Here is a 15164-nt window from a genome sequence, read left to right as displayed (position 1 = left end):
CAATAAAAAACTATAAATAAGATTATAAACCTACAAATGATTTTACAGAAATAAAATTTTAGAACAATTACTGATTTTTTTTAGGTTTGTAGTAATCAGGATAGAGTTTTTCTGCGCATTGAGGACAAATCCCGTGGCTGAATTCAGCTTCTGAATGATCTTTTATGTATATTTCAAGCTGGTTCCATTCGCCTTTATTATCGCGGATTTTCTTGCAGGAAGAACATATTGGCAGAATCCCCTCAAGCTTGTTTATACGCACAAGGCTTTCCTGAAGTTGAGAGATGTTATTTACCAGCCTTCTGCCTAAAATCCAGATTATTATCAAAGCTATAAAAAAGAACAAAGTGTGGTTAATAACAATTTTTTTATCACGAAGGGTAATCGCATTTTTATAGGGAGAATATGGAAAGGAAACGCTTATCCCTCCCCTGACTTCCCCAATTTTATACCCTTGCTTTGCATGGCATTGTAAACATGATTCTTTTGTTACAAGCGGTGCCATGTAGCGGAAAAACTCTGTCCCCTCATAAAGCACTTTTCCTGATTCTTCGCTATTTCCCTTTTCAAATTTTCTCAAAGCTTCTTCTTCCCAGAAATCTGCTTTGTTTGAAGGGTTGAGTGGCTTCAAGCTGGTAATATGAAGCTCTATCCCCTCGTTTTTTTCAAGATATTGGGAAATGAACCTTGTCATATATGCCGGATTTACCTTGGTGAGTTTCATTCCATCCACAGTCGTAATATCTCTAAGCGGGTCTTCAAGGTAGGGGTTAGGCTGTGCCTTCTCATCAATCACGACATAGACCCCTCCATGGTCAGAATTCCATTGCCTCATTGCCACAATAGACTTGAAAAATGTGCGTCCTGTCATAGTTGCCAGCGCTTCGTACTCTGCTCCGGCTTTCCTCAAATTGGTGTAAAGAGAAACACAGGTAACCAGAAAAAGCAGAGATGAAATTATGATAAGATAATTTCTCGCCTTCGAAGCTGTTCCAAGTTTAAAAATGACGCCTTTTCCCCCGTCATTAACAGACATAAAGCGCTTATAACACTCCCTTCTTTTGTATCAATATTAATTATTCATATAACTTTTTCCTTATATGAAAACAATACTAAGTATTTCCGTAAGACAATAAAAAGAAGGCAGCATCGACAAAAAGGGGACGCAACCCTTTTTGTTGATAATATTTGCTTTTTATTGACAATTCTTGCTTAGTGGGAATATAAATAATTCATATGCCAAGGATTTCACGAGCTGTATTTGAAGGAGTTCCCTATCATGTAACGCAACGAGGGAATAGAAGGGAAGATGTTTTTTTTACTGATGAATGCCGCAAGAGATATTTGGAGTGGCTCCGGGAATACTCAGAAAAATACGGATTAAAGATATGGGCATACTGCCTGATGACTAACCATGTCCATCTGGTAGTCGTTCCCATGAACAGAAATTCATTGGAGAATGTATTGCACCCTTTGCATATGCGCTATGCACAATACATTAACAAGAGAAAAGGATGGTCAGGTCATTTATGGCAAGGTAGATTTTTTTCGTCTGCTCTTGATGAAAGTTATCTATGGGCAGCAGTACGTTATGTAGAGCGCAATCCAGTTCGTTCCCATATTACAAAACTTGCGGAGGATTATAAATGGTCAAGCGCTGCGAGTCATTGCGGAATAAAGAAAGACAATGTTATGTCATCTGATTTCCCTCCATCTGGAATAATAGAAAACTGGTCTGAATGGTTACGCGAATCTGATAAACAGGAAGATACAGATATTTTGAAACTGAACACCCAAAAAGGTTTACCCTGTGGGGATTTAACTTTTATTTCTGGGTTGGAAAAAGTATTAAAACGTACTCTAACCTTCCGTCCACCGGGCCGCCCCAAAAAGGTGCAAAATGATGAAGATTAAAAGGGTTGCGTCCCCCTTTTCTGTCCACCGCCAATGAGGGAGCCGAATGAGATGGTGTCGCCGTTTTTTAGTTTTGTTTCAAGTTTGTCTGGATAATCGTACTCATAGTCAGCAGGGTGGTTGTTTAGATATACATTGGCCCTTTGTACGGTACCCTGCATGGAATCCATTGTGAGAATTGCCCTTTGCTGGAATTTGTAGCCATATTTTTTAATGAGAAAATCAACTGCCTGTTTAACAGTTGAACCGTCAGGAAGCACTATTTCCTCATCAATCTTCTTCGTAACATCAAGGGTAAGATTATAATAACGGCATTTGATTTTTATCATTGGTTCTTTGAGCTGATTAAAAATCCCCACCCCCCCTTTGATAAATGACAAAGGGGGGAAAGGGGAAATTTGTAAATATCTTATTTACCTTTTTTTGGCTGCTGCTGAGGTTTCGCTCCCTTTTTCCCTTCATGAAGATCTATGTATTTCTTCCTGTAAGGTTTCAGTTCTTCTGCGATATCCTCGAGGCCGAGTTCTCTCAACCTCTTGTCTCCCGGGAATCCTGTCTCAGGCTCATACTGGCGCAGCCTGTAATATTCCGGAAGCATCTCGTCTAAAGGAAGAACTTTGCCAGAGCTTGCTGCCGGGTTTTCAGGCATCGGCTCATGGGTAAAGCGCTTCGGAACAGTGTCCTCATGTTTTCCGCTAAGCATCTTTGACCAGTATGCGCGCTCAAGGTTGTATATCCTTTCGCCTATGGTCATCAGCTCTTCTTCTGTAAAATCAAGACCCGTAACTGCATTTATCATTGGGATAAGGTGCTCATTTCTGCACCCATATGACCAGTGGGTGTTGAAGCAGCATACCTGCAGGCAGTCAACAAAGGCCTTCTGGTTTTCTTCCCAGTAAACCATCTTGGGTTTGCCTATTGTGGTAAGAGGCTTCGAACATTCCTCTGTCCCTACTATCTTCATGTTGAGTCCCGGATAGAGGTAGCCTGAGAGCTCAAGGCAGCAGAGTGAACGAAGGTGGTCGCAGCCGCCCCTTGTTCCAACTGCAAAGCTCAATCCGTAACCGAAACCAAGTCCCCTTGGGTCATCGCCGGGAAGACTCATTCCTCTTGTCACGGTGAGGTATTCCTCGCCAAGACCCAGCTTCATTGAAGCTCTCCATGGACCGTCGGCAAGTATGTCGCCGAAGCCTTTCCTGTATGTCATGTCATGGAGGAGCTGTTCAACGGCTTCCTGATTACCCCATGTAAGATCTATGCCGCCGGTGTCTTTTGATGTGAGCAACCCGTGTTCCCAGCATTCCATAGCCCAGCTTATTGAAGCTCCGGCTTCGATTGCATCCATGCCGTAGTTGTTTGTAAGCATGGCATTGTGCAATGTTGTTTCAGAATCAATGATACCGACCCTCGGTCCTGTCGGAACCGCTGCCTCGTATTCCGGTCCGCCTGTGTAGTCGCCGGCATATTTTCCTTCTCTTACTTCGGAAACTATTCCGCAGCAGATTGCGCAGGAGAAACAACCTTCCTTGTGCCTTAAGTGTTTCTTTGCCCATACCTCTCCGGATATGTTCCTTGCATCCGGATGATATCCGTATTTAAGGTTCTTCCACGGGAACCAGCCCATCTCATAGTTGCAGGGCATGATGAGGATGAGACTGCCGAAGTTGAACAACCCCTGTGCCATCGGATCTGTACGCATTGTCTCGCGCCAGTCACTGCATATCTTGTAATATTCTTCAGGCTTTGCAATCTTTACTCCGCTTGTTCCGCGCACAGCGATTGCCTTTATGTTCTTTGAGCCTATTACCGCGCCGTGTCCTGTTCTTCCTGCCGCCCTGTAACAGTCATTGAAGGTGCATGCAAAACGTACAAGATTTTCTCCGGCTGGTCCTATTGTAACGATATGGATATCTTTGTCGCCAAGCTCTTCTTTAATTATGGCATCAGCATCACGAGGGAATTTCCCCCAGATGTGAGAGCCATCCCTTATTTCTATCTTGTCATCGTCTATCCAGATGTATGACGGCTTTGGAGCCTTGCCGGTCAATATTATCTGCTCGTAGCCTGCATATTTTAACTCTGCGCCCCAGTGACCGCCCATATTGGAATCACCAAACCCGCCGGTCAAAGGTGACTTTGCGGTTACTGTCACTCGGCCTGTTGAAGGTCCGAATGTTCCTGAAAGCGGACCAACGCCAAGACATACTACGTTTTCAGGTGAAAGCGGGTCAACATCAACAGGGACATTATTGTAAAGCACTTCAGAGTTATATCCCCTGCCGCCCAGCCATTTTCTCCTGTATTCATAAGGAGTCTCTTCTACATCCCAGGTCCCTTTTGTAAGGTTGAAACGAATCCTTTTACCTCTCCATCCATTTATTGACATGTATCAGCCCTCCCCTTTCAACTTAGAGATTACATCATCAGCAAGCGCCCTGCGGCGGTGCCTTACTGTAAGCTCAACAGGTGCATATTCAAGGCAGTTTGACGGACAGTGTTTTACGCACTGCGGGTCGCCGTTACAGAGATTGCACTTGAAAGCCTTGCCGGTCCTATAGCTTATACCGGCAGCTCCAAACGGGCAGGCTCTTACGCATGCCTTGCATCCTACGCATATCTCTTCGTTGATGATACCGGTGCCCATTACCGGGTCTATTGAGTTTGCGCCTGTAGGGCAAACTTCAACACAGACCGGCTTTGAGCAAAGGGCACAACCTACCGGGAAACTGTCGCCGATTGCTTCGTTTCTAACCACGCGAATCCTCGAAAGCGAGGGGCTGCACTCTTTCTCATTGTAAAGAGAACATGCCATTTCGCAGGTCCTGCAACCGGTACACTTATCCGGGTTAATCATTATAAAACGTTGATGTTCCATATGTCTCCCCCTTCGATTTTAACTATCCTGATACTAAAAACTGTCCACGTATTTTAGTCTTAAATTGCATTGTCAAAACTTCTTAAATTACTCCCACCCCCTTCCATATTTCGAGCTTTAAAATAAACCTTAAAATAAACATGGAACATTGTGTCATAATTTTTTCAACTTTTGAGTCATTCCTCTTGCTATGTCAAGAAATTTTGCATGGTCGGAGATTGCAGCCGTAAAGTAATCCAACCGCTCAGGCTCTATTCCTATGCTCGCTAAAAGTTCTTTTCCAAAAACCGCCTGAGAGACCATGAAATCCTTGCCGTTTTTAAAATGGCATGTAACGCACCCTCCAAGCAACACCCCTTCTGCCCCGCACTCAAAGGCTTTAAGTATATCAACAAGTGAAACCTTCCCTGCACAGGGCACTCCGAGAGGAATGATATTAGCTGGATAAGATATTTTTTTCAACCCTGCAAGGTCAACAGCAGCATAGGCACATTCAAGGCAGAGGAAAGTGAGAATCTTTGGTTTTATCGTATTGCCGGCAAGTATCTCTTCGATCTGCGGGAAGAAATTTTCGCCGCTGTAATTTCCCGCCCAGATCGCGCCTGTCGGACAATATGCAGAGCATTGCCCGCAGTTAAGGCATTTTATCCTGTTTACTTCGGGGGTCTCGAGTATATCAAGAGCGGTCAGAGATTCCTCGGTTTCGATTGCTTTTACCGGACAGATCTTCACGCATATCCCGCATTTGATGCAAAGCTCTTCGTCTATGGAAGCACAAAGGATCTCTTTCTTAGCCTTTAACCTCTTTATCTGGGATATTGCCTTTGCCGCGGCAGCGCTTCCCTGTGATACTGAAAGAGGAATATTCTTTGGACCTGTTGCAGAACCGGCAACATATATTCCTTTTAAGGATGTCTCGTTAGCCCTGTTCTTTCCGTAATACTCTTTTATGAACCCGTATTCATTAAGCTCTATCCCTGAAACTTTTGACAGCTCTTCGGTATCTTCAGAAGGTATAAGTGCGCTTGAAAGCACCATGAGGTCTGCATTCAGCACAACATCAGAATTAATGGCCATGTCTTCAACCGTGACATAAAGATTTTTCGTATCCGGGTCTTCTTCAATGCTGGAAGGCCTTCCCTTTATGAAGTTTACCCATTTGTCACGCGCCTCGACATAATATTTCTCAAAAAATCCGGGTGTCCTGATATCTATATAACAAATGGTGACTTCAGCGCCTGCCCGCTCCCTCAAAAGGATCGCATGTTTTGTGGCAAATAGACAGCACACTTCTGAACAATAGGGATGATATTTATCCCTTGAACCGACGCACTGCATCATGACGATGTTTTTTGGCTTCCTGCCGTCCGAGGGTCTTATTACCTCACCAGCCGTGTGTCCTTCGGGATTTAACATATTGCCGAGCTGATGCTGTGTTATGACATTAGGGTACCTGCCGTAGCCGAGTTCCGTTATCTCATTTGGCTTATATTCTTTTATTCCCGTTGCAATGACAACAGCCCCTGCGTTCAGGGTTTGCTCTGTTTTTTGTTCATTAAGGTCTATCGCCCTGGTGGGACATATTTTTTCACATTCAGTACATCCTTCTTTGCAGGCTTCGCGGTCTATCACATAGGCTCTGGGGATTGCCTGCGGATAAGGAAGAAATGCAGCTTTCCTTGTGACCGTTGAATAGGGTTTGCTTTTTATTCCTGTCACAGGGCAGACATCTTCGCACTTTCCGCAGAGAATACATTTATCCACATCAACATAACGCGGCTCTTTTGCAACTTTTACGGTGAAATTCCCCGGCTCTCCGCTTATCCCTGTGACTTTTCCCTTTGTGACTATTTTCAGATTAGACTGTGAATCTATGCGGCTCCTGTAAATACATTTTCTACAAACCTCGAGGTTGCCGGTATCCAGAAATGCGGTACAAAGGGCACAGTCATTCGTAGGCGCCACAATGCCGAGCTTGTTTGCAAATCCGCCAAGTACATGCTTTTTCTCGATTATCGTAGTCTTTATTCCCGACTCTGCAAGTTCAAAGGCTGCTGATATTCCGGCAGGACCGCCGCCTATTACAATGGCGCTCTCATTTATCCCTCTTACTTCGGTGTCTTTTTCTACGGATGATTTAAGCCCCATCCATGCTGTCTTTATCATTGAAATCGATTTTTCAGTTGCAAGCTCAGGCTCATTCGCATGAGGCCAGGCACAGCCTTCCCTTATGTTAACTATGGAATAACGGCTTGTATCTATGCCTGCGCGCTCAAGCCCTTCTTTGAATATTTTTCCGATGCTCTGCGGTGAACATGCGGCAATGAGGAATTTTTCCGTGCCACTATCTTTTACACTGTCTGCTATGGCGCGGATCCCGTTGGGCTGGCAAAGGGAATCATGGCGGTATATATTCGCGAATTTGCCGGAAGATTCGAGCGCTTTAAGAACCCGTTCCGGGTTTATGACTTTATCTATTTCTCCGGCGCAACTGCACAGAAAAACAGCATTCTGAGGCAGAGCTGCTCCGGCTTTATTTTCCGTTTCCTGTTTCTCTTGTCTTTTTACTGATTTCATTTCGGGTCACTGCTTTCATTTCCGGTTATATCAGAATGCGTCCTGCCAAGAAGCATGGAAAGACGCGGCACAGCCTCGTACGCGGCACGCCATTTGCGGCACTTCTGGCAAAAGTCAAGCTCGCTGTGGAGGTGTGATTCTTTTTCAAGGGTTTTCTTTATTTTCTCTATTGCCTGGGCAGGACCTACTGGTCTTCCGCACTGCTTGCATGCTATGAGGTCTGCTTCTTTTTTGGGTTCGGACCTTCCTTCAAAAAAAGCTTTAAGCTCTAATCCGGGAACAGCTTTTATCGCCTTGTCATCGCAGCTTCCCTCACATTTGCGGCAGCCAACGCAGATTTGAAGGTTGTGAGAGATGAAACGCTTCCCATCCCTGTCAACAACCTCAATGGCTCCTGTGGGACATATCTCGGCGCAAGCTCCGCAGGCGATACACTTGTCAGTGTCAATCTCAACTTTACCGCCAAAATAAAGATTTTCCCCTGCCTTTATAAACTTCTCCGGCCAGGTTGAGTCTCCTTTTTTTGACTTCAATGAAGAGAGCAGTCTTGCAAGCTCTTCCCTGTTGCCAAGATTTTTCTTTTCTACGCGGTGGACGCGAAGGTCAAATTTATAATCCATACGGATGACTAATTAACCCTTTCTGTTTAACTTTTCAAGCTCTGCTTTTTTAAGAATATTTTTCTGGATCTTCCCAATAGAAGTCTTTGGGAAGGAAGCAACAACTTCTATGTACTGCGGTATCTTGAATTTCGCAAGTTTTTCTCCGCAGTACGCCTTGAGCTCCTCTTCAGTAGGGTTGTGCCCTTCTTTTAAAATTATAAATGCCTTTACCGCTTCATCCCTCATTTCATCAGGGACACCAATAACGGCTGTTTCAGATATTGCAGGGTGTTCGTTCAGCACCCTTTCGACCTCGCATGCGGCAATGTTCTCGCCTGCCCGTTTTATTACATCTTTCTTCCTGTCAACGAAATAGACATACCCTTCGTCGTCCATCTTCCCAAAATCGCCGGTATAAAACCAGTTGTTCTCATCCAGAACTGCGGCCGTGGCTTCCGGGTTCTTATAATAGCCCTTCATGAGCTGAATCCCCGGGGTTCCGCAAACCGCAATCTCGCCAACCTCGCCGATGGGAATTTCTTTTCTTTCATCATCAACTATCTTTATCTCAATGCCAAAGGCAGGAAGCCCGACAGAGCCTCTTTTCCTCTTTGCATGCATTGCAGTGAACGTGCAGGGAGCGAGCGTTTCAGTGAGCCCGTAAAGGTCATGAAGCGTGCAGTTAAATCTTGCCTCAAACTCATCCCACTGTTCATCTGTGATGGCAATGGCAAAACATATCCTTCTCATTTTGTTTTCTGCATCGTGGGGATGGCGCGGCTGGGCTAAGAGCTGCCTTACGTTGGTAGCGACTAAGCTTGTGATTGTGGCCCCGTATTCGCGGACATGCCTGTAATACCTTGATGCGCTGAAACGTTCGCATACTATTATGCTTGCCCCGGCTGTTATGGTCGGCATAAACGAGATGTACTGGGCATTGACATGAAAGAGAGGAAGCACGCAGATGTGCCTGTCTTCGTGCGTAAGCTTCTGCTCGCATGCCATGCTCTCCCCTATCCAGAGTGAGTTGCCGTGAGTTAAAAGAACTCCCTTCGGTCTTGCTGTTGTCCCTGATGTATAGAGCATGTTGGAAACATCCATGGGACCGACATCAACTATTTTTTTCAGCTCCGCAGGCTGGTCCTTCAGTATATCGTTTAAAAGGACTGTTCCCGGTGCCGCTTCTTCTGCGCGGTAAAGGATGATATTCCTAAGCTTTGGACATTGCGGCTTTATGCTGTTAATCATCTCCATAAATTCAGGGTCTGTGACCAGCGTAGTTGAACCGGAATGTTCGAGCATATACTGCATCTCATCAGCGCGCGACATTGTATTGGTCGGGATCATTATGGCGCCTATCTTGGATGTGGCAAACCATGTAAGGCAGAAACCCGTGGAATTAGGAAGGTTGCATGTAACGAAATCCCCCTTCTTTATCCCGATGCCCAGAAGATAATTGGCAAACTGGTTTACCTTTAGGTTGAATTCCCTGTAAGTCAAGGTTTCTACATTTTCATCTTTATCTATGAATATGATGAAAATCTGGTTTGGACGCACCTCTGCCTGAAATTCGAGAAGCCTTCTGAGGTTCTTATTTCTCCCGATAATGATGCTCATCTCCTGCCTCCGCTATTTGTTATTTTTTACAATTAGAACATTTTACAAAATGATTTCAACCACAGAGGACTCAGAGTATTTTTTCTCTGTGAACTCTGTGGTAAAAACTTTTTTCAATAACCTCATCAAAAAAACTATTTACCTAAGATCTGACCGCCGTCAACGACAAGGACTGCCCCTGTCGTAAAATCAGAAGCCTTTGATGCAAAGAACACGACAGCGCCAAGAATCTCTTCAGGCTCGCCAAGTCTTTTCATAGGAAGCGTCTGCTCAATGACTTTTTTCCCTGCCTCGCTTGAAAAGAACGCTTCATTCATGGGTGTCCTGAAATAGCCGGGACACACAGCGTTTACCTGTATATTATATTTTACCCATTCAAGGGCGAGCACTTTGGTAAACTGAACGAGTCCTGCTTTTGAGGCGCTGTATGATGTCATGTTGGGTATTGCCATCTGGAAAGTTATCGAAGAAACATTTACGACCTTACCGCTTTTCTGTTTTGCCATCTGTGCACCTGCCGCCTTTGCGCACAAAAACGGGCCGCGAAGGTTCACAGACATTATCCAGTCCCAGTAGCTTGCTTCCATCTTGAGAACCGGCTTGTCTCCGCTTATACCTGAGTTATTTACGAGGATGTCTATCTTGCCGAATTTTTCCACGGCTTTTTTTACCATGTCATTTACCTGGTCTTCATTTGTGACATCAGTGGGACAGGCAAGTGCCCTCTTACCTTTCTTTTCAATCTCTGCCGCAACGCTCTCAAGGTCAGAGAGAGTGCGCGCAACAAGGACAAGATCGCAGCCAAACTCTGCCAGGCCTATTGACAGCGCCCTGCCGATACCCTTCCCTGCGCCTGTTACTATTGCAACCTTACCTTCAAGATCAAAAATCTCTTTGCTCATAGAAACACCCTTTAAAAGAATTAACCACAGAGTACACAGAAGGAATCACTCCTGTTCTATAATCTCTGTTCTGTGGTTCTATTTTTATGACTCAATTATCCCCAATTAAATTAGTGTCTCAGGCTTCTCAAGCCCTGTCTTTATTTCATTTAAAAACTTTGCTGCCGGTGCTCCGTCTATTATTCTGTGGTCGAAAACAAGGGAGGCATACATGTTAAGCTGTGGAACTACTTTGCCGTCTTCCACAACAGGGCGCTGTAATGCCTTGCCGACACCTAATATCCCGCACTGCGGGTAATTTATGATTGGAGTAAATATTTCAATACCAAATCCACCGAGATTTGTAATGGTAAAGGTGCCGCCTGTTAATATGTCAGCAGACCTTTGCCCTGCACGTACTCGGTTTGCAACATCTTCACGCTTTGCCGCAAGGCTTTTAAGGTCAAGTGCATCTGCGTCAGGTATTACCGGTGTTATAAGCCCTTCATCAAGTGCTACCGCAAAGGCAACATTTATACTTTCGAACACAAGGATTTCCTCGCCGATTATAGCGGAGTTCATAAGGGGCTGTTTTTTAAGTGCTAAGGCACAGGATTTTATTATAAGGTCATTTATCGTAACACCATCCTGCTTTTGCGCATCGGCTGCTTTTTTGGCATTTTCCATGTTGATAAGGACAATCTCTGCGACCCTCGGGGCATTTGTCCAGCTCTGCGTCATCTTGGTTGCAATACGGGCGCGTATGCCTTTAAGCGGAATCTTTTCTTTTATCTTCGGCTCCACCGGACAACCTCCTCGTCAGTAGTTTTTTTATAAAGAAACTCCGCCTATAAAAAATGATTTTTTTTATTATGTCAAGGAGATAGAAAGAATTAAGAAATGTATATAATGTCAGTCATATTTTATTTATAAAAAACATTGCAGAGCCATAATGACTATGGCATATTCAATTAAACATATTAGTAAGTTACCTTAACCGTCTGATTATGATCTGGATAATATTACCTGCTTATAATGAAGAAGAGTCTTTGCCGCTTCTTTTAAATACAATAAAAGAAACATTTCAGGATAAAGATTACCACTACAAAGTATTAGTTGTTAATGACGGCAGTACTGACAAAACACTCGATGTTGCACATAAATATGAAAATAATATGCCGCTTGAGATATTCGACCATGGCAAAAATATGGGCCTTGGTAAAGCCATTCTCAATGGCCTTAAGCACGCTTTAAAGAAAAAGGAAAATGGAGACATAATAATAACCCTCGACGCCGACAATACTCATCCTCCGTCTCTGTTCATACCAATGATTAATAAGATTAATGAAGGCTTTGATATAGTTATTGCATCGAGATATGCCAAAGGCGGCAGAGAAGTCGGACTCTCACCTATTCGCAAAGTCTTAAGCAGGACAGCAAGTATAATAATTAAGTCAGGATTCAATGTAGGCGCTGCAAAAGATTGTACATGCGGGTTTAGAGCTTACAAACCATCATTTTTAAGAAAAGCTTTTGATATTTACGGAGACAATCTGGTAAGTGAGTCAAGTTTTGTTTGCATGAGCGAGATCCTTATAAAATTATCATCTTTGGGTGCATCAATTGATGAGGTCCCTCTTGTATTAAGATATGATATGAAGAAAGGCAGCTCAAAAATGAAATTCATATATACAATACTCCGTTATATAAATCTGATTTTGAGAAAGAAAAGCCTGTTGAAAAATGTTAACACTGATTAACCCAATAAACTTATTATGATAATCAACCCGTACTTTCTGTTAATGTGACAAAACAATTACCTTTTTTTAAAAACAAAAAAACCATAGATTTATTTTTCCTTTTTTTAATCTGTTTTCTGACAAGATGTATTTTTTTAATATTCACAGATAACAGGCCGGGGGACCCCTGGGAACGCATTATTAATTCTCTTGAATGGCTTGAAAATCCTCATTTTATTTTAAGCAGTTACTGGCTTCCGCTTCATACATATCTAATTTCCGGAATGCTCCTGTTATGGAATAATCCTCTAATAGCTCCAAGGGTTTTAAGCTTATTGTTTGGATCATTAACCGTAATCCCGCTATATCTTTTATTAAAACATATTTTTGGCAGAACCAACGCTTTATTCTCCTGTATTCTTTTTTCATTATTAGGCGTGCATATTTCTTATTCTGCACAGTCATGGTCTGAAGCTCCGGCATTATTTTTTCTCATAACAGGATTTTCCCTTTCGCTATGTGAAAAAAGATTGAATACTTTAACGTCCATATCCGCAGGTCTTTTTATTGGCCTTTCTTCAATGATAAGAATAGAATTTTGGGTTTTTGTCCCGCTGCTTATCGTGCTGCGCGTGCTGGAAACTGGCATCAAAAAATCTCTTGTTTACAGTTTTTCAACACTTTTGCTTCCGTCCTTATGGATGATCAGCACCTTCGTGCAAATGGGGGACATCCTTCCTTACTATTCGCTTAATGTAGCCTCTGAAAGATATAAAATAGGAGGATTCTGGGAAAAGTTTTTTATTTATCCTGTTAAATTTATAAAATTAGTAGGGCCGATTATTGCAGTTGGTTCGTTCTTTGGCATTTTCCTCTCTTTTCTGCAGAGAAAACGTTATGAGCTTGGAGTCCTATTTGTTGGATATCTGTCTTTTTTTATTTACGAATCAATAAAGGTAAATGCTAATCCGCAATACAGGTTTCTCATGATAATTGCCATTATTTCAATTCCATATTTTTTCTTTTTCATTGAGGAAGTTAATTTTATTAAAAAAGAACAGACAAAAAAAATATTAATTTTTGTTGGATTTATTTCTTCTATATTAATTTCTTTCTGGGGGATTTTCTTCTCCGGCGGAGAATTAAAAGCCTATAAAGCTCCGCAATGGGAGATAACTTTGTCAGAAAAATTTGCATCTGTTCCAAAAACCGAGAAGCTTCTGATAGATAACTATGATTGGTTTATCAGTAATATTGCCGTACGTTCCGGAATATCTCCCAAAAACCTTGGAAGAGTTTTTATGTCTGCCCCCTATGTGGGAATAAAGAGCTGCAATGGTTTTTATTCACTGAATGATAATGGGCTGTTAAGATATCTTGAACAGGAAAAACCTTCCATTTTTTTATATTACCCTGACGGAGTATTGAAAGAATATTTCAATAGGGAAGGAAATTCTATCAGCCTTAAAAACTTGGATTACAGATTTACCTTTTTATATGAAACAGGTCCTTATCTTGTCTATAAGATAAACTATCAGGAATGAAGCTATATTTTTTTAATCAAAGCGCAGAAAAAGCCATCCATACCATCTGTGGGTAATGTTCGGAAAAAGCCTTTTTTGTTAACAAACTTTTGAAGAGGTTCTCGAAGTGTTTCTTTTATATTCAATAAAGAAACCCCTTTATCATCTTCCATGAGCTTATATACAATGTCCTCGCACTCTTCTTTTTCAAGTGTGCAGGTGCTGTAAACAATTATTCCGCCGGGTTTTGCGGCTCTTGTGCCTGCCTTAAGAAGCTTTAACTGCAAATCTGAGAACATCGAAATATCGCTTTCGCGTCTTCTCCATTTGATATCAGGGTGGCGGCGTATGATACCCGTACCGGAGCAGGGAGCGTCAACAAGGATCCTGTCGAATTTCGCTTTAAAAAGACCTGAATATTCTAAAGCATCTGCGGCAACAGGGTTTACGCAGGATGCACCATAAAGCTCTGCATTTTCTTTTACAATCGCTGTGCGTTCATAATTCTTATCCATGCTCACCAGAAATGCCCCGTTCCCGGTTAGATTTGCTATGTGGAGGGATTTTCCCCCGGGAGAGGCACACATGTCCAAAATCATTTCTTCCCTTCGCGGTGAAAGAATCTCCCCGACTGCGGCAGATGCTTCATCCTGAACATAGCAATACCCGTCATTGATGAGTCTTAGAATTTTATTGCCGGCACTTTTTACATTGAATACTTCATCAAAATATTTCGACCTGCTGAACGTTAATCCTTCTAATTTGAGGAGAAATTCAAAGCCGTCCGGAGTTATTTTAAGAGTGTTTACTTTCAGCGAAATCCCGGCAATCCTGTTTTGTGCTTCACATATGGCAGCGGTCTTTTCAATGCCAAACGCTTTGATCCATCTTGTTACAAGCCACAGAGGAAAGGAAAAATTCACAGATATTTCTTTTGCTGTATCTGCTTTTATGTCCTTAGCGATCTTTTTATTTTTTCTTATAAAATCCCTTAAAAACCAGTTAACAAAACCGCATGTTTTTTCTTCATCGAAAAACCGCACCATTTTCACCGCCTCATCAACAATGGCATGTGCAGGAATCTTTGACAGGAAGATAAGCTGATAAAGAGACATGCGGAGGATTATCATTATATCCCTTTTTGCCTTGTATTTGCTGTCAATCTTAGAATCAAGATAAAGTCTCCACCGTGTAACTCCATAAGCTATTTCAGTGGCAAGCCCTTTGTCTGATTGTGAATGTGTATTTTGAGAGAACTCTTTTCCAATGAGGTCCTTTAAATGCAATGCACCTTTTGACTCAAAGGACTTTATTATGCGGAATGCTGAGAGCCTTGCAGGGGATATGTTCTGAGAAGACAAGATTAAATCGACGCACCCCAGGCAGAAGCTGGGGGTCTTACCATATAAAAAGTTTTTATCATTATTATATTCAGA

13 protein-coding genes are annotated in these 15164 nt (G+C 42.7%); 3 read left to right on the top strand and 10 right to left on the bottom strand.

What is annotated here, in order from left to right:
- Positions 1-67: 67 nt before the first annotated feature.
- Positions 68-1036, bottom strand: a complete 969-nt coding sequence (locus HZA77_04655; protein ID MBI5374699.1) for a DUF3365 domain-containing protein — start codon at positions 1034-1036, stop codon at positions 68-70.
- Between the two features lie 200 nt (positions 1037-1236).
- Between HZA77_04655 and HZA77_04650 the strand changes: the two genes are divergently transcribed.
- Positions 1237-1914 carry a transposase gene (locus HZA77_04650; protein MBI5374698.1) on the top strand — a complete coding sequence of 226 codons (678 nt, stop codon included), beginning with the start codon at positions 1237-1239 and terminating at the stop codon, positions 1912-1914.
- On the opposite strand, the gene HZA77_04645 is transcribed toward HZA77_04650, so the two are convergent.
- The 8 genes from HZA77_04645 to HZA77_04610 all read right to left on the bottom strand — a co-directional run bounded on the left by HZA77_04645 (position 1911) and on the right by HZA77_04610 (position 11270).
- The gene (locus HZA77_04645; GenBank protein ID MBI5374697.1) at positions 1911-2273 is read right to left on the bottom strand and encodes a MoaD/ThiS family protein; all 363 of its coding nucleotides are present in this window, start codon (positions 2271-2273) and stop codon (positions 1911-1913) included. The genes HZA77_04650 and HZA77_04645 overlap by 4 nt on opposite strands.
- Before the next feature lie 50 nt (positions 2274-2323).
- On the bottom strand, positions 2324-4300 hold the full coding sequence (locus tag HZA77_04640; GenBank protein ID MBI5374696.1) for an aldehyde ferredoxin oxidoreductase family protein: 1977 nt from the start codon (positions 4298-4300) through the stop codon (positions 2324-2326).
- Positions 4301-4303: 3 nt separating this feature from the next.
- Positions 4304-4789 (bottom strand): 4Fe-4S dicluster domain-containing protein, encoded by a 486-nt coding sequence (locus tag HZA77_04635; GenBank protein MBI5374695.1) that lies wholly within the window; start codon positions 4787-4789, stop codon positions 4304-4306.
- Between the two features lie 153 nt (positions 4790-4942).
- Positions 4943-7366 carry a hydrogenase iron-sulfur subunit gene (locus HZA77_04630; protein MBI5374694.1) on the bottom strand — a complete coding sequence of 808 codons (2424 nt, stop codon included), beginning with the start codon at positions 7364-7366 and terminating at the stop codon, positions 4943-4945.
- Positions 7363-7986, bottom strand: coding sequence for a 4Fe-4S dicluster domain-containing protein (locus tag HZA77_04625; GenBank protein MBI5374693.1), 624 nt, complete (start codon positions 7984-7986; stop codon positions 7363-7365). Before HZA77_04625 ends, HZA77_04630 begins: the two co-directional genes overlap by 4 nt.
- Before the next feature lie 12 nt (positions 7987-7998).
- Positions 7999-9585 (bottom strand): AMP-binding protein, encoded by a 1587-nt coding sequence (locus HZA77_04620; protein ID MBI5374692.1) that lies wholly within the window; start codon positions 9583-9585, stop codon positions 7999-8001.
- Positions 9586-9719: 134 nt separating this feature from the next.
- Positions 9720-10487, bottom strand: coding sequence for a glucose 1-dehydrogenase (locus tag HZA77_04615; protein MBI5374691.1), 768 nt, complete (start codon positions 10485-10487; stop codon positions 9720-9722).
- 105 nt (positions 10488-10592) lie between these two features.
- Positions 10593-11270 carry a 2-oxo acid dehydrogenase subunit E2 gene (locus tag HZA77_04610; protein MBI5374690.1) on the bottom strand — a complete coding sequence of 226 codons (678 nt, stop codon included), beginning with the start codon at positions 11268-11270 and terminating at the stop codon, positions 10593-10595.
- 203 nt (positions 11271-11473) lie between these two features.
- Between HZA77_04610 and HZA77_04605 the strand changes: the two genes are divergently transcribed.
- Positions 11474-12226, top strand: a complete 753-nt coding sequence (locus HZA77_04605; protein ID MBI5374689.1) for a glycosyltransferase family 2 protein — start codon at positions 11474-11476, stop codon at positions 12224-12226.
- Between the two features lie 263 nt (positions 12227-12489).
- A complete protein-coding gene (locus HZA77_04600; GenBank protein MBI5374688.1) occupies positions 12490-13749 on the top strand; it encodes a glycosyltransferase family 39 protein in 1260 nt (419 codons plus the stop codon).
- A gap of 2 nt (positions 13750-13751) precedes the next feature.
- On the opposite strand, the gene rsmB is transcribed toward HZA77_04600, so the two are convergent.
- Positions 13752-15089, bottom strand: a complete 1338-nt coding sequence (gene rsmB / locus HZA77_04595; GenBank protein ID MBI5374687.1) for a 16S rRNA (cytosine(967)-C(5))-methyltransferase RsmB — start codon at positions 15087-15089, stop codon at positions 13752-13754.
- Between the last annotated feature and the right edge of the window lie 75 nt (positions 15090-15164).

The organism is Candidatus Schekmanbacteria bacterium (assembly GCA_016219965.1).
In the GTDB taxonomy this organism is placed as follows: domain Bacteria; phylum Schekmanbacteria; class GWA2-38-11; order GWA2-38-11; family J061; genus JACRJM01.
The sequence above is the reverse complement of the archived record's forward strand: the minus strand, read 5'-3'. Positions and strand labels throughout refer to the sequence as shown.